The sequence below is a fragment of the Saccharothrix variisporea genome, from assembly GCF_003634995.1.
GTDB classification, from domain to species: Bacteria; Actinomycetota; Actinomycetes; order Mycobacteriales; family Pseudonocardiaceae; genus Actinosynnema; species Actinosynnema variisporeum.
Genome location: NZ_RBXR01000001.1, coordinates 8,811,396 through 8,832,552, shown reverse-complemented (window position 1 = coordinate 8,832,552; position 21,157 = coordinate 8,811,396). Strand labels below are relative to the sequence as shown.

The window sequence follows — 21,157 nt, the reverse complement described above, 5'->3', positions numbered from 1 at the left end:
CGTGGACTCCGGGCGGGTGCCCGGGTTTCGTCAGGCCCCGTCGTGGGCGAGCTTGGGGAACACCTCGTCGGCCAGCAGGCGCAAGGTGGTGACCGCGTCGTCGACCGACAGGTGTCCGGAGTGGACGCCCAGGCTCAGCGTGATGTCGTCGCCGTAGGACTCGGCGATCCGCTCCAACCGCGCCCGCACCTCGTCCGGCGAGCCGACCAGGAGCTTGTCGTCGGCCAGCTTGTCCTCGAACGAGACGCCCCGGCCGATGTTCGCGAGCTTCTCGTAACCGGGGTAGGCGGTGCTGGTGGTGCTGCCCCACGACCGCACGGCCAGGCTGATCGCCGCGTTGTTGCGCTCCTCGTCGAACCCGCCCTTGCGCGCCGCCTCCTGGGCGTCGGCCGCCACCAGGCACGGGAAGGTCAGGTGGATGCGCCCCGGCTCGGCGTGCCCCGCCGAGGCCCACTCGGTGCGGAACAGGTCCACGCGCTCGCGCAGCTCGGGCACGGTCATCGCGTTGGGCACGGTCTGGAGGTGGTGCCCGGCGGCGGCCGCGGCGGCCACCGAGTCGAGACTGCGCGCCGAGGTCACGAAGACCGGCGGGTGCGGTTCCTGGACCGGTCTGGGCAGCAGCGTCACCGGGCCGAACCGGTGGAACCGCCCCTCCCACACCGCGTCCGGCGTGGTCCACAACAGCTTCACCGCCTCGACGCCCTCGGTGAACCGGTCGCGGCTCTCGTCCATCGGGATGCCGAACGCGGCGAACTCGTCGGGCAGGAAGGCCCGGCCGAACGCGGCGTCGACGCGGCCGTGGGAGATGTTGTCGAGCATGGCGAGCTTGCCCGCCAGCTTCACCGGGTGGACGAACGCGGGGATGGTCGCGCTGGTGCCCAGCCGGACCCGCCGGGTGCGGCCCGCCGCCGCGGCCAGGAAGGTGACCGGGTCGGGGCTGTACCCGCCGTAGGGGAAGAAGTAGTGCTCCACCATCTTCACGTGGTCGAAGCCCAGCTCCTCGGCCAGGTCGACCAGCCGCAGGGCCTCGTCGAAGTACTGTGGGGCCGGTTTGTCCCGCGGCCCGACGGTCGGGAAGAACACGATGCCGAACTTCACGCCGGTCTCCTCAGGCCTGTGCGGACCGGGTGGGGTTCCCGGCGCCGTCGTGGACCAGGTCGCGGTCGCGGACTAGCCAGCCGCCGTCGACGGGCACGAGGTGGTCCTTGCACACCACGCTCACGAACACCTGGAGGTCGCCGCCCTGGGGCGTGCGCATGGCCAGCGCGTAGCAGCGGGTGCGCAGCGAGCCGTCGGCCTGCGGGTGGACCTGGATCATGCCCAGCCAGTGCCGCATGCGGACGCCGTTGGCGACGAGCCGGTCCACGGAGCCGCGGGCCGAGGCCCTGATGGCCGCCCGACCGTGCAGCGGCTCCATCTTGCTCGCCTCCTGGAACACCGCGTCCTCGGTGAAGGTGTCGGCCCACCGCTCGGGTTCGCGGTCGTCGAGCAGGCCCATCTGGTGGGCGTAGAACTGCTGGACCTGGGCGTAGACCTCGGCGGAGACGAAGTCGGTCACCGGGTTGATCTGCTGGGTCATGGGTGGGTCACCTCTCGTGTGTGGTGGTCAGCGCGCGTCGAGCAGGAAGCCGCCGTACGCGACGCCGGTCGGTTCGAGCCTGAGTGCCACGTGGCCGGCCAGGGTGTGGAGGTCGCGCCAGAACCGCTGCAACGGGCTGGTCGCGAGTTGCCCGCGCGACCCGGCGGTGCGGAACAGCGCCTCCACGACGTCGACGAGCCGGTCGACGGCCAGCGCGCAGTCGTGGGGGTTGCGCACGGCGTCGGCCGGGGTGGTCCCGCCCCGGTCGCAGGTCTGCGCGACCCGCCGCAGCAGGAAGTCGGCCAGGTCCAGTTCGGTCGCGGTCCGCGCGGCGGTCAGCCGGGTCGACCGGTCCTCGCCGGACACCCCCGCCGACCACTCCCGCAGGGCGCCGCGCGCCGCGCCGAGGGCGGGCGCGGCGAACAGCACGCCGCTGATCGTGCGCAGCGGCACGGCATGGGTGGGGGCGGCGGAGCCGACCGCGCGACCGCGCAGCATGTCCTCGCGGTCGAACGCCCGGTGCGCCGGCACGAAAGCGTCCGCCAGCACCAGGGTGTTGCTGCCGGTCCCCCTCATGCCGACCGGGAGCCAGGTGTCCCGGACGTCGTAGTCGGCGCGGGGCACCGCGAAGAACCACGGCCGGTCGTCCACGAGACCCGCGACCAGCGCCCAGTCGGAGAAGTCGACGCCGCTGGTGAAGCTCCACTCGCCGCTGAGCCGCCAGCCGCCGTCGACCGCCCGCGCGCGGCCCGAGGGGATCAGGGCGCCCGCCACGACCGCGTCCGGCCCGTCGGCCCACAGCTCCGCCTGGCCCCGCTCGGGGAGGAAGACGCCCATCCGGGCGGCGCCGGCGGTCAGGGAGCCGCACCAGGCGGCCGAGGCGCACTGCTCCCCGACCAGCGCGGCGGCCTCCAGCAGGTCGACCGCGCAGCCCTCGGCACCGCCCCACCGGCGGGGCACGAAGTGCCGGGCGAACCCGGCGGCGACCAGCGCCTTGGCCACCTCCGGGCGCAGCGCCCGGTCGCGCTCGGCCTCCTCCGCGAACCGCCCGGCCGTCGCCGCGGCGTCCACCGCGCCCTGCCGCAGACCCGCGCTCCCACCGGACATCCCGCACCCTCCCCGCTCCCGTGCTCGCCGCACGCGGTCGACTTTGGACAGCGCGGCTCGTCGTTCGCTCGAGCGCCGCTGAACACCCGCGCCGGCCACCGGACCCCGACACGCCGCAGCCCCCGCGGCCGGCGGTCGGCTGCGGGGGCTGCGGGATCGGACGGGTGGTGTCGCGGGCGCCAAGCCCTGGCTGTCGGGCGACCGGAAGCCGCGCACGTCCTCGGTCACCGCCTTCGAGGGCGCGGCCTAGCGGCGGGCCTCCGCGTACTCCTTGGCGTACCCCAGGGTGGCGAGGCTGTTGGTGCTCAACGCGGTGCGCACGAACGCCCGCGCCTCGGCGACGCCCGCGTCCGGCCCCAGCACCCCCGCGATGTTGGCCTCGTTGATGGCCACCGTGTGGCGCGAGGTCACCGACACCCCGTCGGAGTCCTCCTCCAGCAGCCAGCTGCCGGTGTGCAGGGTCATCAGCGCGGGCAGCACGACCTGCTTGTAGACGATCTTGTGGTGCGGGAAGCACACCCGGACCGACTTGGTGGTGTGCACCGAACCGTCCTTGGTCCTGGTGTCCATCTCCAGCCACTGCAGACCGGGCGTGTCCTCGACCAGCGACACCCTGGCCACGTGCGGCAGCCGCTGCTCCCACTTCTGCGCCTGGTCGAGGAAGTCGTAGACGTCCTTGGCGGACCCGTCCACGCGGACGGTGTCGTCGAAGGTCAGCAGCAGCTCCGACGAACCCGCCGCCAGCTCGGCGTTGGCCTTCATCGCGGCCAGCTCGGACCGGCTGTTGCGGTCCACCGCCCGGTCGATCCAGGCCAGCTTGTCCGCGTCGTCGTCCACCGCGCGGTAGTCGTGCAGCAGCCGGACCCGCGACCCGCCGTCGGCGAGCGCCTCGATGATCCACGCTCCGCCCATGGAGGCCACCGGGGGCTGGGACACCTCCTGGCGGAACTCCACGCGCAACGAGTCCGGGTCCAGCGCCCGGCGCGAGGTCCACGTCTTGGCCTCGCCGTTGGCGGTGGCCCAGATCTGGATGCGCTCCTCCCGCTCGCCGCGCTCCAGGTGCTCGACGTGCACGCTCGGGGGGAAGATCTGCGGCCAGTTCGCCACCTCGGCGACGAACCCGTAGACCACCTCGGCGGGCGCGCGCACCTCGATCCGGTGCTCGACCTCGCGGGTGCCCGGCTGCCCCATGCTGTCCTCCTGCGTCCGGTGTTCGTGGTTGCTGTCAGAAGTTGCCGAGACCGCCGCAGACGTTGATCGCCTGCGAGGTGACCGAGGCCGCCACGTCGGAGGTCAGGTAGCCGACCATGCCCGCGACCTCCTCCGGCGTGGAGTAGCGGCCGAGCGGGATCTTGGCCTGGAAGCGGTCCATGACCTCCTCCTCGGAGGTGTGCCACGCGGCGGCGTAGCCCTGCCGGACCCGTTGCGCCATGGGCGTCTCCACGTAGCCGGGGCACACCGCGTTCACCGTGATGCCGGTCTTGGCCAGCTCGTTGCCCAGCGCCTTGGTGAAGCCGACCACGCCGTGCTTGGACGCCGAGTACGGCGCGCCCAGCACCACGCCCTGCTTGCCCGCCGTGGAGGCGATGTTGACGATGCGCCCCCACGACTTGGCCCTCATGCCGCCGACGGTGAGCACGTCGCGCGCCATCAGGAACACGCTGTTGAGGTTGGTGTTGACCACGTCGAACCACAGCTCGTCGGTGAGGTCGGCGGTCACGCCGCCGCCGCTGCGGCCCGCGTTGTTGACCAGGATGTCGACCGGCCCGTAGCGCTCGACGGCCGCGGTGACGAACGAGCGCACCTCCTGGGGCGAGCCGACGTCGCAGGTGGTGCCGTCCACCTCGAAGCCCTCCGCGCGCAGCTCCTCCACGGTCGCCTTGACGTTGTCGGCGTTGCGGGAGCACAGGAACACCTTGTGGCCCTGCTCGGCCAGCACCCTGGTGATGGCCAGCCCGATCCCGCTGGTGGCTCCCGTGACGACGGCGACCCGCCGGGTTGCCTGCGGCATGTCCCTCTCCTTCGATTCGGTGGTGCGGTGGTCAGGCGGCGCGCTGCGCCAGCAGCCGGTCGACGATGGCGGTGCTGTGCTCGCCGGAGCGGAAGGCCGGGTCGCGCAGCACGTCGCGCAGGAACCCGGCGGTGGTGTGCACGCCGGGTCCGCGCACCCGGAAGTCGGCCAGCGCGCGGTCCATGCGATCCAGCGCCTGCTCCCGGTCCGGGGCCCACACCACGACCTTGGCCAGCAGCGAGTCGTAGAACGCGGGCACGCGGTAGCCGGGGTAGCCGTGGGTGTCGACCCGGACGAACGGGCCGCCGGGCGGCACGAACTCCGCCAGCAGGCCGGGGGCGGGCGCGAAGTCGCGGTCCGGGTCCTCCACGTTGACGCGGCACTCGACGGACACCCCGCGCGGCCGGACGTCGTGCTCGCGCAGCGCCAGCGGCTCGCCCGCGGCGATGCGGACCTGCTCGCGGACCAGGTCCACGCCGGTGACCATCTCGGTGACGGGGTGCTCGACCTGGATGCGGCAGTTGACCTCCATGAAGTAGAACTCGCCGTCCGGGGCGAGCAGGAACTCGAAGGTCCCCGCGCCGACGTAGCCCGCGGTGAGCGCGCCGCGCACCGCCGCCCGCCCCATCCGCTCGACGAGGTCCGCGGGCAGGCCCGGCGCGGGGCTCTCCTCGACGAGCTTCTGGTGCCGCCGCTGCACCGAGCAGTCCCGCGCGCCGAGGTGGATCGCGGTGCCGTGCCCGTCGGCGAGCACCTGGATCTCGACGTGCCGCGCGTCGGGCAGGTAGCGCTCGACGTAGACCCTGGAGTCGCCGAACAGTGCCTGCGCGCCCGCCCTGGTCTCGTGGTAGGCGGGGATCAGCGCCGCAGCGTCGTGCACGACCCTCATGCCCTTGCCGCCACCGCCCGCGGCGGCCTTGATGATGACCGGGTAGCCGATGTCGTCGGCGACCCGGCGCGCCTCCTCCGCCGAGCGCAGCGCGTGCAGGCTGCCCGGCAGCATCGCCATGCCCGCCCGCGCCATCAGCTCGCGGGCCGCGGTCTTGTCCCCGAGCCGGGCGATCACCTCCGGTGGCGGGCCGATGAACGCGAGGCCGTGGTCCCGGCACACCTCGGCGAAGTCGGCGTCCTCGGACAGGAAGCCGTAGCCGGGGTGGACCGCGTCCGCCCCGACGCGCAGCGCCGCCTCCACCACGGCCGCGATGTCGAGGTAGCTGCGCTTGGCTGCGGCGGGGCCGATCCGCACCGCCTCGCCGGCGTAGGCGACCACCGCGGAGTCCTCGTCCGCCGTCGAGTGCACGGCGACGACCCTGATGCCCATCTCGCGGCACGTGCGCGCCACCCGGAGCGCGATCTCGCCCCGGTTCGCCACCAGTACCTTCTCGAACACCGCTCCCCCTTCAGCCCGCGTCGACCGGGGCGAGCGCGAACAGCGGCTCGCCGTACTCGACGGCTTCGCCGTTGCCCTTGAGCACCTCGGTCACCCGGCCGCCGACGTCCGCCCGCACCGGGATCATGAGCTTCATCGCCTCGACGATGCCGATCTGCTGGCCGACCACGACGGTGTCGCCCGCGCGGACGAACGGCGCGGAGCCGGGGTCCGGCGCGTGGTAGAAGACACCGACCGTCGGCGCGGTGAGGAACGCACCCGTCGCCGGCGCGGCCGGCTCGGATCCCCCGCCCCGCTCGGATCCCCCACCCCGCTCGGGCCGCTCGACGGCGTGCTCGGCGGGGTCCCGGTCCGGCGGCCACTCGACCTCGACGGCCACCGCGCCCGCCCGCACCCGCAGGACGCGCGGCGTGCCGGGCAACTCGGCGGCCAGCCGCACGGCGTTGTCGCGCACCCGGTCGAGCAGGCCGGGCAACTCGCCGCCACGCTGCTCGCCGCCGGGCAGTTCGCCGCCGGGCAGTTCGCCACCGCGCCCCTCGCCGCTGTGCCCCTCGCCGCTGTGCCCCTCGCCGCTGTGCCCCTCGCCGCCGCGCCCCTCGCCACCGCGCCCCTCGCCACCGCGCCCCTCGCCACCGCGCCCCTCGCCACCGCGCCCCTCGCCGCTGGGCTGTTCGCCGCTGTGCTGCTCGCCGATGCCGTCGAGCTCGTCGGACTCGGGGATGCCGAACCCCCGGTCCAGGTGGTTGCCCACTACCTGCGTCATCGCGGTCCCTCGCTTCCCGGTGTGCCCCGGCCCCGCCCCGGCGAGCCGAACGCCCGGAACCGCTCGTACCGGGCGGCCACCGCGGTGGCTGCATCCACTTCGGACAGTGCGCGCACGGTGGTCGCCAGGGCGGCCCGGACGCGGTGGGCGGCGGTGTGGTGGTCGGCCTGGCTGCCGCCGTCGGGTTCGACCACGACGCCGTCCACGACGCCCAGCCGCAACAGGTTCCCGGCGTCGACCCGGAGGGCGCGCGCCGCCGCCGGGGCCATCGCGGGGTCGTCCCACAGGATCGCGGCGCACCCCTCGGGGCTGATCACCGAGTAGGTCCCGTTCGAGCAGATCAGCACCTGGTCGGCCACCGCCAACGCCAGCGCGCCGCCGCTGCCGCCCTCGCCGGTGACGAGGGTGACCACGGGCACCCGCAGCGTCGACATCAGCCGGATGAGCTCCGCGATGGCGACCGCCTGCCCCGCCTCCTCGGCCGCCACGCCGGGGTAGGCGCCGGGGGTGTCCACGAACGTGACGACCGGCAGCCGGAGCTTGTCGGCCAGCCGCACCAGCCGGGCCGCCTTGCGGTACCCGGCGGGGGTGGCCATGCCGTAGTTGCGGGCGACCAGCTCCCCCACCGTGCGCCCCTTCTGGTGCCCGACCACCACCACCGGCATCCCGTCCAGCCGCGCGGTGCCGCCGACGATCGCCGGGCAGTCGCCGCCCACGCGGTCGCCGTGCAGCTCCTGGAAGTCGTCGAACGCCAGCGCGAGGTGGTCCAGCGTGGTCGGCCGGTCGAGGTCGCGCGCGATCCGCACGGCCTGCCACGCGTCGATCCCGGGCAGCCGCCCCGGGTCCCGCACCACCACCTCCGGCCCCGCGGCGGACCCGCCGCCGGCGCGGTCGGGGTCCACGCCGAGGCCGACCGTGCGATCGACGCCTGCGACCGAGAGCAGCCGGGCCAGCGTCGGCCGCAGCGCGCCGCGGCGGCACACCAGGTCGACCAGCCCGTGCTCGAGCAGGAACTCCGCGGTCTGGAAACCCGGGGGCAGGGTCTGCCCGATGGTCTGCCGGATCACCCGCGGACCGGCGAAGCCCAGCCGCGCCCCCGGTTCGGCGATGATCACGTCGCACAGCGTCGCGAAGGACGCCGCCACGCCGCCGTAGGTGGGGTCGGTGACCAGCGAGAGCGTGAGCACCCCGGCCTCGTCCAGCCTGCCCAGGGCCTGGCTGGTCTTGGCCATCTGCATCAGCGACAGCACGCCCTCCTGCATCCGCGCGCCGCCGGAGGCCGACACGATCAGCAGGGGCGTCCGGGTGGCCAGCGCCAGCTCGGCCGCCCTGGTGATCGACTCGCCGACGGCCGAGCCGAGGCTCCCGCCGAGGAAGCGGAAGTCCATGACCGCCGCGACGACCGGGTTGCCCTCGATCGTGCCGGTGGCGAGCACCACCGCCTCGGACAGGCCGGTGGCGGCCCGCGCCGCCGCCAGCCGGTCCGGGTAGGGCTTGGTGTCGGTGAACTCCAGCACGTCGTGCACGTCGGCCGGGACGTCGAGGAGCTCCAGACCCTCCGGGTCGAGCAGCTGCGCGATCCGGGCGTGCGCGGTCAGCCGGTGGTGCGCGCCGCAGTCCGGGCACACGTGGTGGTTGCGCGCCAGGCGCTTGCCGTAGAGCAGCGCGTCGCAGCCGGGGCACACGGTCCAGTCGACGCCGTCGAGCGCGGCCCCCGCGGTCGTGGTCGCCGTGCCGCCCTCAGTCGTCATTGATGACCTTGAGCAGCTCCCGCGGTGTGGTCGCGCCGACCGCGGCGTCGTCGTCCAGCTTGATGCCGTACTCGCGGGTGATCCGCGACGCGGTCTCCAGCAGGGCCAACGAGTCGTACCCGAGTTCGGCGAACTCGGCGTCCAGGATGTCGCCGTCGAGGTCCACCCCCTCGTCGGCGCCGGCCGCGTCCCGCAGGATGCGCTTGAGGTCGTCGATGGTGATCGTCTGACTGGCCATGGTCTTCCTCGGTCCTCGTCGTTGCGGTGGGAGGTCACGCGGCGCGCACCACCACGGCGGAGTTGAACCCGCCGTGGCCCCTGGCGAGCACCAGCGCCGTGCGGACCGCCGCGGCCCTCGGCGCGCCGGTCACCAGGTCGAGCGCGTACGCCGGATCGGCCGACACGTTCGTGGTGGGCGGGATCACCCCGTCCCGGATGGACAGCAGGGCGGCCACCAGGTCCAGCGCCGCCGCGCCCGACAGCAGCCGGCCGGTCATCGTCTTCGGCGCGGTCACCGGCACCCCGCGCGGCCCGAACACCGCGGCGACCGCCCCGGCCTCCTCCCGGTCCAGGTCCGGCGTCGCGGCGGCGTCGGCGAACACCACGTCGACGTCGCCCGCCTCGACCCCGGCGTCCGCGAGCGCGAGTTCGACGGCCCGGCGCAGCCCCGGTTCCCGCCCGCTGCCGGGCTTGGGGTCGAACGTCGCGCCGTAGCCCGCGATCTCGCCGTACACCCGCGCCGCGCCCCGCCGGCGGGCGAACTCGCGGTCCTCCAGCACGAGGATCGCGCCGCCCTCGCCCGGTACGTGCCCGGCGGCGGCCGGGTCGAACGGCAGGTAGGCGCGGTCGGGCTCGTCGGTCGTGCTGAGCCGGTCGTCCGCGAGACGCGCCGCCCAGCCCCACGGGCAGATCGACCCGTCCACCCCGCCGGAGACGATCAGGCCGGTGCCCCGGCGGATCTGGCGGCGCGCCTGGGCGACCGCGTCCAGGCCGCCCGCCTGGTCGCTGATCACCACGCCGCTGGGTCCGCGCGCCCCGTTGCGGATCGAGATCTGGCCGGTGTTCACCGCGTAGAACCAGGCGAAGGACTGGTAGGCGCTGACGTGCTCGCCGCCCTTGCTCCACAGGTTCTCCAGCTCGCGCTGGCCGAACTCGAAGCCGCCCGCGGAGCTGGAGGTCACCACGCCCACGTCGAACGACGGCAGCTCGCCGGGCGTCACGCCCGCGTCGGCCAACGCCCAGTCCGCGGCCACCAGCGCGAGCCTGGTCATGTGGTCGGTCTGCGGCAGCAGCCTGCTCGGCAGGTGCTCGCTCGCCTCGAAGCCGGGCACCTCGCCCGCCAGCCGCGCCGGGTAGCCCGTCGCGTCGAACCGGGTGATCGGCCCGATCCCGCCGCGACCCGCCAGCGTCGCGGCCCAGTACTCGGCCGTGCCCAGGCCGTTGGGCGCGGTGACACCCAGGCCGGTCACCACCACCGGTGCGGCGCTCACGCGCGCCCCCGGTCGGGCTGGGCGAGCACCATCGCGGTCTGGAATCCGCCGAAACCGCTGCCCACCGTGAGCACCGTGTCCGTGCGCCACTCGCGCGCCTCGCGCGGCACGTAGTCCAGGTCGCACTCCGGGTCCGGTGTGGACAGGTTCGCCGTGGGCGGCACCACGTCGTGCCGCATCGCCAGCACGGACGCGGCGATCTCGATCGAGCCGATCGCGCCGAGCGAGTGGCCGACCATCGACTTGATGGAGCTGACCGGTGTGCGGTAGGCGTGCTCGCCCAGGCTGTGCTTGAACGCGGCGGTCTCGTGGCGGTCGTTCTGCTTGGTGCCCGACCCGTGCGCGTTGACGTAGTCGATGTCCTCGGGGTTGACCCGCGCCTCGTCCATCGCCACCCGGATGGCCTCGGCCATCTCCGCGCCGTCGGGCCGCAGCCCGGTCATGTGGAAGGCGTTGCACCGCGACGCGTAGCCGGCGATCTCGGCGTAGAGCTGCGCGCCGCGCTTCCGCGCGCTCTCGTACTCCTCCAGCACGAAGACCGCCGCGCCCTCGCCGAGCACGAAACCGTTGCGGGTGCGGTCGAACGGCCGGGACGCGTGCTCCGGGTCGTCGTTGCGGGGCGTGGTCGCCTTGATCGCGTCGAAGCACGCGACGGTGATCGGTGAGATCGGGGCGTCCGTGGCCCCCGCGACCATCACGTCCGCGGTGCCCTCGCGGATCAGCTCGCACGCCAGGGCGACCGAGTCGAGCCCCGAGGTGCAGCCGGTCGACACGACCGACGCCGGGCCCTCCGCGCCGACCGACCAGGCGACCTCGGCGGCGAACGAGCTGGGCACGAAGTAGTTGTAGAGGTGGGGAACCGCGTACTCGTGGTCGACCAGCCACGTGCGACCGCCGTCGCTGACGACGCGGTACTCCCGGTCCAGCCCCGTGGTCGCGCCGACCGCGCTGCCGATGGTCACCCCGACGCGGTGCGGGTCGAGCCCGCCGGGTTCGACCCCGCTGTCCGCCACGGCCTCGCGGGCGGCGACCACGGCCAGCTGCGCCGCGCGGTCCATGCGCCGGATCTCCTGCGGTCCCAACCCGTGCAGCTCCGGGTCGAAGTCGACCTCGGCGGCGACCTGCGACCGGAACGGCGACGGGTCGAAGGAGGTGATCCTCCTCGTCGCGGTCCGCCCCTCCTCCAACAGGCGCCAGAAGGCCTTGGTGCCTGTGCCCCCGGGCGCCAACACCCCCACACCGGTGATCACCACACGACGGCTCAAGACTCGCCTCCGATCGGTTGCGGCGCGCCGAGCGCCGCTGCGCAAGACCGTCGCAGGGCCGCCTTGAGCGCGGTCGCAACGACATCTGGAGACCCGCTAAAGCGGCGATCGAGACGCCGGCTCGAGCGTTCCTCGACGCGCCGTGGTGCGGGATCGGCGACTCTGCCCGACGGTGCACAGCCGGACGGAGGAGGGTTTCGCGTGGCGCGAGCGGACGAGCGGGTGTTGTCGGAGGAGCTGACCGAGGTCGCCGAGGGCGTGCACGCCTACGTGCAGCACGACGGGAGCTGGTGCCTGAGCAACGCGGGCGTGATCGTCGACGGGGACGACGTCGTGGTCGTCGACACGGCCGCCACCGAGCGGCGCGCCCGTCGGCTGCGGGCCGCGATCGCTTCGGTGACCGGCGCGACGCCGCGCGCGGTGGTGAACACGCACTTCCACGGCGACCACACGTTCGGCAACTTCGTGTTCCGGCCCGAGGCGGCGATCATCGCGCACGAGGGGGCACGGGAGGAGGCCGCCGCGGCGGACCTCGGCATGCGCGGGCTGTGGCCGGACGTCGACTGGGGCGGCGTGGCCCTGGCGCTGCCCACGACCACCTACCGGGACCGCATGACGCTGCACGTGGGCGGGCTGGCGGTGGAGCTGCGCCACCCCGGCCCGGCCCACACCACGAGCGACACGGTGGTGTGGGTCCCGGACCGCTCGGTGCTGTTCACCGGCGACATCGTGATGAGCGGCGCGACGCCGTTCTGCCTCATGGGGTCGGTGTCGGGCTCGCTGCGCACCATCGAGTGGCTGCGGAGCTTCGACGCACGCGTGGTCGTCACCGGGCACGGGCCGGTGGGCGGGCCGGAGCTGTTCGACGTGGCCGAGTCGTACCTGCGGTGGGTGCAGCGGCTCGCCGCCGACGGCGTGCGGCGCGGGTTGTCACCCTCGGCCGTGGCGCGGGAGGCCGACCTGGGCGCGTTCGCGCACCTGCTCGACCCCGAGCGGTTGGTGGGCAACCTGCACCGCGCGTACGCCGAGCAGCACGGGCGGCCCGAGGGCGTGCCGCTCGACGTGCTCGGGATCTTCCACGAGATGGTGGACCACCACGGCGGTCCGCTGACCTGCTTCGCCTGAGCCCTCACCCCACCGCTTCGAGGGAGCGGGCGAGGTTGGCCACGCCCATCACGTACTGGCCGTAGCCGGTACCGGCCAGCTCGGCCCCGAGCGCGTGGCAGGCGTCGACGTCGATGAACCCCATGCGCAGCGCCACTTCCTCGACGCAGGCGATGCGCACGCCCTGGCGGTTCTGCAGGATCTCGACGTACTTGCCCGCCTCCATCAGCGAGTCGTGCGTCCCGGTGTCCAGCCAGGCGAAGCCGCGGCCGAGGTCCACCAGCGCGGCCTTGCCGCGGTCGAGGTAGGCGCGGTTGACGTCGGTGATCTCCAGCTCGCCGCGCGGCGAGGGGCGCAGGTCCCGCGCGATGGACACCACGTCGTTGTCGTAGAAGTACAGGCCGGTGATGGCGCGGTTGGACCGCGGCAGCAGCGGTTTCTCCTCCACCGACACGAGCCTGCCGCGCGCGTCGACCTCGGCGACGCCGTAGCGCTCGGGGTCCTGCACGGGGTAGCCGAACAGGACGCAGCCGTCGACGGAGGCCGCGGCGCGCAGCAGCACCTCGGAGAACGCGGGGCCGTGGAAGATGTTGTCCCCCAGCACGAGCGCCACGCTGTCGTCGCCGATGTGCTCCGCGCCGATGCGGAACGCGTCGGCGAGCCCGCGCGGCTGGTCCTGCTCGGCGTAGTCGATCCGCAGGCCCAGCCGCGACCCGTCACCGAGCAGCCTGCGGAACTGCGGCAGGTCCGCCGGCGTCGAGATCAGCAGGATGTCGCGGATGTTCGCGAGCATCAGCACGGACAGCGGGTAGTAGATCATCGGTTTGTCGTATACCGGCAGCAGTTGCTTGGAGACGCCCAGCGTGATCGGGTGCAACCGCGTGCCACTGCCACCGGCCAGGATGATTCCCTTCACACCGGCAGCCTCGGCGCAGCCGTTCGTGACGACCTTGAGCCTCGGTACAGGGCGGTCCTCGAGCCGATGTCGAGCCGGCCCCGCCACGATGCGACGAGGGAGTCACCGACAGCGCGGGGAGACGTGGATGATCAGCCTGTTCCAACCCCAGGTGGGCGACGAGGAGCTGGCGGCGGTGGCCGAGGTCGTGGCGAGCAGGTGGCTGGGCCACGGACCGCGCACCGCCGCCTTCGAGGCCGAGTTCGCCGAGCACCTCGGCGTCGACCCGGCGCGGGTGGTCTTCCTGGCCTCCGGCAGCGCGAGCCTGTTCCTCGCGATCGAGTCGCTGGACCTCGGGCCCGGCGACGAGGTCGTGCTGCCGTCGGTCAGCTTCATCGCGGCGGCGAACGCGATCGTCTCCTGCGGCGCGCGGCCGGTGTTCTGCGACGTGGACCCCAGGACGCTCAACCCGACCGCCGAGGACGTCGCGGCGGCGATCACGCCGCGCACCAAGGCGGTGGTGGTCCTGCACTACGGCGGGTACCCCGGCGACGTCGAGCGGATCGCGGCGCTGTGCCGGGACCGGGGCGTCGAACTGGTCGAGGACGCCGCCTGCTCGGTCGCCTCCCGGGTGGGCGGGCGGGCCTGCGGCACGTTCGGCGACTCGGCCATCTGGAGCTTCGACGCGATGAAGGTCCTCACCACCGGCGACGGCGGCATGCTGTACGTGCGCGACCCGGACCGGGCGCTGCGCGTGCGCCGGCTGGCCTACCACGGGCTGGCGCAGCTCAGCGGGTTCAGCGGCGCGAAGTCGTCCCGGCAGTGGTGGAAGCTGGACGTGCAGGAGCCCGGCCGGCGCGTGATCGGCAACGACCTCACCGCCGCCATCGGCTCCGTGCAGCTGCGGCGGCTGGGCGGGCTGGTCGCGCGGCGGCGGGAGATCGTGGAGCTGTACGACCGCGAACTGGCCGACGTGCCGGGAGTGCTGCCGCCGCCCGCCCTGCCGGAGGGGCACGAGACCTCGTACTACTTCTACTGGGTGCAGCTGGCGGACGGGATCCGCGACGACGTGGCGTCCGACCTCTACGCCGCGGGCATCTACACGACGTTCCGCTACGAGCCGCTGCACAAGGTGCCCCTGTACGGGTTCGACGGCGAGCTGCCCCACTCCGACCACCTCGCCACCCGGACCCTGTGCCTGCCGCTGCACCCGGGCTTGACCGACGCCGACGTGCACACGGTCGTTTCCCAGCTGCGCAAGGCGGTCGAGGCACGCACCACCGCCTGACCCGCGCCCGGCCCGCGCGGGTGGCCCACGCCGTTCAGCCCTCGGCGGGCGCGGCCAGCCCCAGCCGGGCGATGAACGCGGCTTGGTCGTGGATGACGTCGTGCGGCAGGGTGCGGAAGTAGCCCACCTGCGCGCTCTGCTCGGTGCGCGCGGGCACGCCCGCGACGATGCGGGCGGCGAACACCAGGCCCACCGGCCACCCCCGGTAACCGGAGGCCAGCAGGCTCGGGTACTCGATGACCCCGAGCTGCCCGCCCACCTCGACCTCGACGTCCAACTCGTTGCGCGCCACCCGCCGGACCGCGTCGACCAGGCGCTCCCCGAACAGCACCGTGCCGCCGGGCAGGTGCCAGTACCCCAGGCACGGCTCGATCCCGCGCCGGGTCAGCAGCACGCCGTCCTCGGTGTGGACGAGCACCTCGACGGTGAGCCGGGCGACCTTCGCGTAGATGCTGTCGAACTCTTCCCTGCTCAGCGGCAACCGCTGCGTGATCCCCATGCCGGCCAGGCTACGGGGCGCGTGGTGCCGGGACTTCCGCGCCAGGCGCTTCCGCGAAGGTGATGACCATCGAGTCGTGGCCTGGCGCGCCCGGCGACGGGCGGGACGTCGTGCGGGTCAGGTGGTGGAGGGGGAGGCCGCGAGCGGGTGGTGGGTGCGGCGGCCGGGGCCTTCGGTCAGGACCGGTTGGCGTTGCCAGGAGGACGGGTCGTGCGGCGTGGTCGGGGCCTCGTGGCAGAGGACGTAGTGGCGGGGTGCGATGGCGGCGGGGTGGTCGGCCAGCCGGGACATGCAGCGGGCGTGGGCTTCTTCGGGGGTGGTCACCGCGTCGGTGGCCGCCAGGTAGGCGACCAGCCGCCGGTCGTCGGCCTCGGCGAAGACGCGGGCCGGCGCCAGGGTGTCGTCCAGGAGCCGTTGCACCTCCGGCAGGTGGACCCAGCAGGAGTCCAGGAACAGCCAGTCGTCGCCGCGCTCGAGGCGCGGCAGGTCGACGATCCCGCTCACCTCCCCCGGCGACAGGTCGTCCTCGGCCGCGGCGACCAGGAGGCGTTCCACCGCCCGCAGCGTCGACTCGACCTCGGGGCGGCCGATGCGGGACGTGTCGGCGGTCCAGGCGTCCATGGCCAGCACGGAGTCCAGGCGCCACAGGTCGAAGCGCAGTGGCGCGGGGGTCCGCTCCATGCGGCGCCAGGTGAACTCGGTCGGCGGCGTGGGACGCGCGTGCGGGGCGGGGTGGGAGCGGATGTACGCGGCGGCGTTGTTGAAGATCGGGGGGAAGTAGTGGAACGCCACGCCGCGTTCGTGCTCGACCTGTTCGGCGATGGCGTGCAGCCGGTGTGCGTCGTACATGGCGCTCATGGACGCGCGCACCATCCCCGACCGCACCCGTTCACCCAGCTCGTCGAACGTCGCCCCGCGGCCGTCGACCTCGACCAGGCTGGAGGCCGCCAGCGTGCCGACGTGGTCGGACAGCCTGCGGTCGAAGAAGCGGTTGTTCGACAGCGCGCAGAACAGGTGGTCCCGCTCGCCGGTGCGCTCCGCCAGCACCGACAGGACCGCGGCCAGGACGATGTTGGACCGGTCCAGCGACGTGCGGCGCTCGATCCGCGACAGGGCCGCCGCGCCGGCGTGCGACACCATCTCCATCGCCCGCGACTCCGCCGGGCCGGGACCGGGCGGCGCGGCGAGCGGGTTGGCCGGCATCCGGCGCAGCCGGCCGGCCCAGTAGTCCAGCGCGCCCTCCGCGCGCCGCCGCGTCGACGGGCGCCGCTCGGACTCGGCCTGGTCCACCGGCTGGTGCCGGGGCGGGCCGACGACCCGGGCCGCCGGGTCGGCCAGCATCTGCTCGACCTCCCGACCGAGGACCACCATCCCCTTGTGGTCGGCGGCCAGGTGCGAGCACCGCAGGACGGCCCCGCACACCCGACCGGACCGGACCGCGACGGCGGCGCTCACCGGCAGGTCCGCGGCCCAGTCGTAGGGCACCGCGTCGACGACCCGGTCCAACTCCCCCGGGTCCGCGCCGTCCTCCCAGGCCAGGACCCGCAGGTCCAGCTCCCCGGAGTCGACCACCCGCTGCCTGCCGCCGCCGGGGAAGGTGGTGCGCAGCCCTTCGTGCCGGGCCAGCAGCACGGCCAGCACCTCGGCGAAGTCGGTCACGGCGAACCCGCCGGCGTCGGCGGGCAGGCGCCAGTACTGCATGCCGTACTCGGGGGTGGACGTCCAGCTGAGCCACTTGTGCGCGTTGAGCTGGCCCAGGGTCATCGGCCCTTCGACCGCGCGCTCGCCACGAAAACGCACGACGACGGAATTCGTCACCATCGGGTCCACCGTTCTCAGGGGCCGGTCGGAATTGGTCCGAAGCTATAGCGGCTGCCCCGGAACGCACAGGCACCAATCGGGTCAACCGCTTTACCCCGTTCCCCGACCCCGTACGAAGCCGTGCCCGCCACAGCGGTAACAGCGCAGGTGGGGGCCATCGGCCAGGGTTGCCGCGTAATTTGCTGCCAATGGCCGACCGTTGTCCGCGCGGCCGGATCGGTGATTTTCTCCGCAGTGGCCGCGACAAACCCTCTGGGAGCGCTCCCGAAACACGCGAGGAAAAGAGGTTCCGCACATGGTGGCTGCCGGGCTCGCGATCGAGGCGATGACCGCGTTCGTGCCCGAACCGGTGTCCTCGATCGAGGCGGTCGCGCCCCGCCTGCGGCTGGGCCGGGCCAAGGTCAAGCTGTTCCGGAAGGTGCACGGGCTCGACCGCCTCCACCTGGACCCGGACCTGTCCGTGCTGGACCTCGTCACCACGCCCGCGGCCCGGCTCGTCGCGGACCTCGCCGACCCGGACCGGATCACGCACGTGGTCTACGCGCACACCATCCAGGACGTCGCGCCCGCCGGGTTCGACATCGCCACCGCCCTGGCCGCGCGGCTCGGGCTGCACCGGGCCAACGCGTTCGCGCTCACCCAGCAGAACTGCGCCAGCGGCCTGGCCGCGGTGGACGTCTGCGGCGAGCTGCTCGCCGCCGCCGACGACCCGGACGCCCTCGCGCTCGTGGTCACCGGCGAGAAGGCCTTCTCCCCCATGGCGCAGCTGATCGAGAACACCACGATCATGGGTGACGCCTCGGCGGCCTGCCTGGTCGGCCGTTCCGGCGCGGGCGAGCGGGTGCTGTCCTACCACTCGCGCACCGACGGCCGCTACGCCGACGGCATCCGGCTCGACGCCCGGCTCAACGGGCAGTTCGGGCTGGAGTACGCGGCCCGGCTGGCCGAGACGATCCGGGCGGCGCTGGCCCAGGCCGGTCTCACCCTGGCCGACGTCGAGCTCGTCGTGCCGCACAACGTGAACGTCTCGTCGTGGCGGAAGGTGGTCGAGCTGCTCGGCACGGACCCCGCCACCGTGTTCCTGGACAACGTCGCCGAGTACGGCCACTGCTACTGCAGCGACCCGTTCCTGAACTACACCCAGCTCCGCGACCGGGGCCGGTTGACCGCGGGCGGCCACTACGTGTGCACCGCACTCGGGCTCGGCGCCACGTACGCCGCCATGGTCTTACGCCACGAAGGATGACTCCACCATGCCCACCGGATACCTGCGCGCCCTGAAACAGGCGGTCACCGGCGACCCGGCCACCCCGCTGGTCTTCCTCTGCAACTTCGAGGTGGAGCAGCGCTGGGCGACCGGCTTCCCCGGCTTGCCCGCGCCCGCCTTCTCCATGACCGGACCGCTCGTCACCAGGATGGAGGAACTGGGCGCGCTGCTGGCGGGCCCCGACGACCACCTGATCGCGCAACACCCGCTCGACCCGAATTTCTTGGACTACGTCCGCTCGCTCGGGCTGGAGCCGCCGACCGTCCTGGTCACCGACGGCCCGGACGCGGAGTCCACGGCGGCGCGCGCGTCGGCCTCACCGCAGCTCCTGGCCACGCTGCGCGGGCTGGCCGCCCGGGGCGCGCGGCTCATGCCGATGGGTCTGGCCGACGACGGGCTGGCGCTGGCCGAGCTCGGCGGGCTGCCGGTGGCGGCACCGGACCTGGCCACGGTGGTCCGGGTGAACAGCAAGATCTACAGCCGCCGCCTGGTCGAGGACACCGGCCTGCGGGCCGTCCCGGGATGGTGCTGCGAAACGGTGGGCGAGTTCGCCGACCTGATGGCGACGGTGGGCGAGCAGTGCTCCCCCGACTCGGCGCTGGTGGTCAAGGACGCCTACGGCGTCTCCGGCAAGGGCCTGGTCGTGCTGGACGACCCGGCCAAGGCGCGGCGGGTGGTCCGCGCGGCCACCGCTCGGGCCAAGCGCCGCGACGACGACCGGCTGCACGTGGTCGTGGAGACCTGGCTGCCCAAGCGCGCGGACCTGAACTACCAGCTCACCGTGGACGCCCACGGCGAGGTGCGGCTGGACTTCGTCAAGGAGGCCCTGACCCGCAACGGCGTCCACTTGGGACACATCAGTCCCACCGAGCTGGACGACGTGCAGTACAACGAAGTGCGCCACGCGGCCGACGTCGTCGGCAAGGCGCTGCACGCCGACGGCTTCACCGGCGTGGTCGGCGTGGACGCCGTCGTCACCACGGACGGCACGGTGTACCCGGTGCTGGAGATCAACGCCCGGTTCAACATGTCCACCTACCAGGGCAGCGTGCTGGAGGTGCTGGCCGGCCGCCTGCCCGCGTCCCTGGCCGGGCAGCACACCCTGCGCCTGACCGCCCCGATGACGTTCGCCGACGTGCGGGCCGCGCTGGGGCCGCTGGCCGAGATCGACCCCGTCAAGGGCGGCGTCGTCGTCACCTGCTTCGGCACGGTCAACGCGATGGCCGACCGGCAGCCGGGCGAGTCGTTCGAGGGCCGCCTGTACTTCATCGCGCTCGGCCCCGACCGCGCGGCGGTGACCGAGCTGGCCGCCGCGACCAGGACCGCGCTCGACACCCACACCGGAGGCGCGCGATGAGCGAACTGCACGTGCAAGGGATCCCGGTCTCGGCGATCGCCGAGGAGTTCGGGACCCCGCTCTACCTCTACGACGCCGACGTCCTCGCCGACACCTACACCGCCCTGCGGGACCGCCTGCACCCCGCGGTGGAGGTCTACTTCTCGCTCAAGGCCAACCCCAACGTCAGCGTCTGCGCCGAGCTGGTGCGCCTGGGCGCGGGCACCGAGGTCTCCTCGGCCATCGAGCTGGCCACCGCGAGCCTCGCCGGTTCACGCCCGGAGCACACCATCTTCCTCGGACCGGGCAAGACCGACGGGGAGCTGCGGGCTTGCGTCGACGCCGGCATCCGGACCACCGTCGTCGAGTCCGCCGGCGAACTGCGCCGCCTGGACGCCATCGTGGACGGACGCGGCGGTGCGCCGGTCGACGTGCTGCTGCGCGTCAACCCCGCGTTCACCACCAAGGGTTCCGGGCTGTCGATGGGCGGCAAGCCCCGGCAGTTCGGCATCGACGAGCAGGACGTGCCCTCGGTCGTGGCGCTCGCGCGCACGCTGCCGCACGTGCGGGTCGCCGGGCTGCACGCCTACATGGGCACCCGGATCCTCAACGCGACCGACATCGTGCACAACACCCGCGGCATCCTGGACATGGCCGCCGGGCTGCACGACAGCAGCGGCGTGCCACTGGACACAGTGGACATCGGCGGCGGGCTCGGCGTCGCGTACTTCGACAACGAGAAGGACCTGGACCTCGACGCGGTCACCGCGGGCGTGAACGCCGTGGTCGAGGAGTTCCTGGCCGACCACCCCGACACCCGGCTGATCATGGAGCTGGGCCGCTACCTGGTCGCGTTCGCCGGCCGGTACGTGGTGCGGGTGCTGGACGTCAAGACGTCGAGGGGCGAGGCGTTCGCGATCGCGGACGGCGGCACCAACCACCACATGGCCGCGGTCGGCATCGGCAGCTTCGTCAAGCGCAACTTCCCGATCCGCTCGCTGACCCGGTTCGACGAGCCGGCCACCGGGCCGTGCACCGTCACCGGCCCGCTGTGCACGCCCAACGACGTGATCGGCAAGAAGGTCCCGCTGGCGCCGGTGGCGGTCGGCGACCTGCTCGGCGTCGAACGCTCGGGCGCCTACGGACCGACCGCCTCCCCCGTGCAGTTCCTCAGCCACGGCTACCCGGCGGAGGTCCTGGTGCGGGACGGCCAGGCGCACCTGGTGCGCCGCCGCGACACCGCCGAAGACCTGCTCGGCAAGCAGATCCTGCTCCCGGTGCGGAGCGCCGACCGAAGGGAAGACCCGATGAACCGCGACGAGACGATCGAGGCCGTGAAGGTCGCGTTGGCCGACGTGCTGCAACGCGAACTGCCCGCCACCCACGAGGACACCCGGCTGTTCGAGGACCTCCACCTGGACTCCACGTCGGTGCTGGAGGTGCTGATGACGCTGGAGGACTCGGTGGGCATCGAGGTCGACCCGGAGGAGCTGCAGCCGGAGCACCTGAAGACGATCGGCTCGCTGGCCGACTACGCGCTCGACCAGGCCGGCGAGCGCGCCCGCGGTTAGCAGGCGGCGACGAGAAGAGG

19 protein-coding genes are annotated in these 21,157 nt (G+C 73.5%); 5 read left to right on the top strand and 14 right to left on the bottom strand.

What is annotated here, in order from left to right; genetic code table 11:
• Positions 1-30: 30 nt before the first annotated feature.
• From DFJ66_RS39860 to DFJ66_RS39810, 11 genes are all read right to left on the bottom strand, one after another.
• Complete coding sequence (locus DFJ66_RS39860; RefSeq protein ID WP_121229680.1) at positions 31-1,098, bottom strand: LLM class flavin-dependent oxidoreductase; 1,068 nt, start codon at positions 1,096-1,098, stop codon at positions 31-33.
• A gap of 10 nt (positions 1,099-1,108) precedes the next feature.
• Positions 1,109-1,579 (bottom strand): nuclear transport factor 2 family protein, encoded by a 471-nt coding sequence (locus DFJ66_RS39855; RefSeq protein WP_121229678.1) that lies wholly within the window; start codon positions 1,577-1,579, stop codon positions 1,109-1,111.
• A 27-nt stretch (positions 1,580-1,606) separates the two neighbouring features.
• Complete coding sequence (locus tag DFJ66_RS39850) at positions 1,607-2,686, bottom strand: acyl-CoA dehydrogenase family protein (RefSeq protein ID WP_121229676.1); 1,080 nt, start codon at positions 2,684-2,686, stop codon at positions 1,607-1,609.
• Between the two features lie 246 nt (positions 2,687-2,932).
• The gene (locus DFJ66_RS39845) at positions 2,933-3,877 is read right to left on the bottom strand and encodes an aromatase/cyclase (RefSeq protein ID WP_121229674.1); all 945 of its coding nucleotides are present in this window, start codon (positions 3,875-3,877) and stop codon (positions 2,933-2,935) included.
• Between the two features lie 34 nt (positions 3,878-3,911).
• Positions 3,912-4,697: a 3-oxoacyl-ACP reductase FabG gene (fabG, locus tag DFJ66_RS39840; RefSeq protein ID WP_121229672.1), complete on the bottom strand. Its 786-nt coding sequence runs from the start codon at positions 4,695-4,697 to the stop codon at positions 3,912-3,914.
• Between the two features lie 31 nt (positions 4,698-4,728).
• Complete coding sequence (locus DFJ66_RS39835; protein WP_121229670.1) at positions 4,729-6,087, bottom strand: acetyl-CoA carboxylase biotin carboxylase subunit; 1,359 nt, start codon at positions 6,085-6,087, stop codon at positions 4,729-4,731.
• 10 nt (positions 6,088-6,097) lie between these two features.
• Complete coding sequence (locus DFJ66_RS39830; RefSeq protein WP_246030107.1) at positions 6,098-6,850, bottom strand: acetyl-CoA carboxylase biotin carboxyl carrier protein; 753 nt, start codon at positions 6,848-6,850, stop codon at positions 6,098-6,100.
• Positions 6,847-8,601, bottom strand: a complete 1,755-nt coding sequence (gene accD, locus DFJ66_RS39825; RefSeq protein WP_121229668.1) for an acetyl-CoA carboxylase, carboxyltransferase subunit beta — start codon at positions 8,599-8,601, stop codon at positions 6,847-6,849. The genes DFJ66_RS39830 and accD overlap by 4 nt, the downstream gene beginning before the upstream one ends.
• Entirely contained in the window at positions 8,591-8,839 is a 249-nt protein-coding gene (locus tag DFJ66_RS39820; RefSeq protein ID WP_121229666.1) for an acyl carrier protein, read from the bottom strand. The genes accD and DFJ66_RS39820 overlap by 11 nt, the downstream gene beginning before the upstream one ends.
• Positions 8,840-8,873: 34 nt before the next feature.
• Complete coding sequence (locus DFJ66_RS39815) at positions 8,874-10,091, bottom strand: ketosynthase chain-length factor (RefSeq protein ID WP_121229664.1); 1,218 nt, start codon at positions 10,089-10,091, stop codon at positions 8,874-8,876.
• Positions 10,088-11,356, bottom strand: a complete 1,269-nt coding sequence (locus DFJ66_RS39810; RefSeq protein WP_121229662.1) for a beta-ketoacyl-[acyl-carrier-protein] synthase family protein — start codon at positions 11,354-11,356, stop codon at positions 10,088-10,090. Before DFJ66_RS39810 ends, DFJ66_RS39815 begins: the two co-directional genes overlap by 4 nt.
• Before the next feature lie 201 nt (positions 11,357-11,557).
• Here DFJ66_RS39810 and DFJ66_RS39805 point away from each other — a divergent pair, with 201 nt between their 5' ends.
• The gene (locus tag DFJ66_RS39805) at positions 11,558-12,481 is read left to right on the top strand and encodes an MBL fold metallo-hydrolase (protein WP_246030106.1); all 924 of its coding nucleotides are present in this window, start codon (positions 11,558-11,560) and stop codon (positions 12,479-12,481) included.
• Positions 12,482-12,485: 4 nt separating this feature from the next.
• On the opposite strand, the gene rfbA is transcribed toward DFJ66_RS39805, so the two are convergent.
• The gene (gene rfbA, locus DFJ66_RS39800) at positions 12,486-13,376 is read right to left on the bottom strand and encodes a glucose-1-phosphate thymidylyltransferase RfbA (protein WP_121229660.1); all 891 of its coding nucleotides are present in this window, start codon (positions 13,374-13,376) and stop codon (positions 12,486-12,488) included.
• Between the two features lie 127 nt (positions 13,377-13,503).
• Here rfbA and DFJ66_RS39795 point away from each other — a divergent pair, with 127 nt between their 5' ends.
• On the top strand, positions 13,504-14,643 hold the full coding sequence (locus tag DFJ66_RS39795) for a DegT/DnrJ/EryC1/StrS family aminotransferase (protein ID WP_121229658.1): 1,140 nt from the start codon (positions 13,504-13,506) through the stop codon (positions 14,641-14,643).
• A gap of 34 nt (positions 14,644-14,677) precedes the next feature.
• Here DFJ66_RS39795 and DFJ66_RS39790 read toward each other — a convergent pair whose 3' ends face one another.
• Entirely contained in the window at positions 14,678-15,142 is a 465-nt protein-coding gene (locus DFJ66_RS39790; protein WP_121229656.1) for an NUDIX hydrolase, read from the bottom strand.
• Between the two features lie 117 nt (positions 15,143-15,259).
• Entirely contained in the window at positions 15,260-16,963 is a 1,704-nt protein-coding gene (locus tag DFJ66_RS39785) for a condensation domain-containing protein (protein WP_121229654.1), read from the bottom strand.
• Between the two features lie 295 nt (positions 16,964-17,258).
• On the opposite strand from DFJ66_RS39785, the gene DFJ66_RS39780 reads away from it, so the two are divergent.
• The 3 genes from DFJ66_RS39780 to DFJ66_RS39770 are packed head-to-tail and all read left to right on the top strand — an operon-like array spanning position 17,259 to position 21,137.
• Positions 17,259-18,209 carry a 3-oxoacyl-[acyl-carrier-protein] synthase III C-terminal domain-containing protein gene (locus DFJ66_RS39780; protein ID WP_121229652.1) on the top strand — a complete coding sequence of 317 codons (951 nt, stop codon included), beginning with the start codon at positions 17,259-17,261 and terminating at the stop codon, positions 18,207-18,209.
• A 7-nt stretch (positions 18,210-18,216) separates the two neighbouring features.
• Positions 18,217-19,587 carry a preATP grasp domain-containing protein gene (locus DFJ66_RS39775; RefSeq protein WP_121229650.1) on the top strand — a complete coding sequence of 457 codons (1,371 nt, stop codon included), beginning with the start codon at positions 18,217-18,219 and terminating at the stop codon, positions 19,585-19,587.
• Positions 19,584-21,137 carry a phosphopantetheine-binding protein gene (locus DFJ66_RS39770; protein ID WP_121229648.1) on the top strand — a complete coding sequence of 518 codons (1,554 nt, stop codon included), beginning with the start codon at positions 19,584-19,586 and terminating at the stop codon, positions 21,135-21,137. Before DFJ66_RS39775 ends, DFJ66_RS39770 begins: the two co-directional genes overlap by 4 nt.
• The last annotated feature ends 20 nt before the right edge of the window (positions 21,138-21,157 follow it).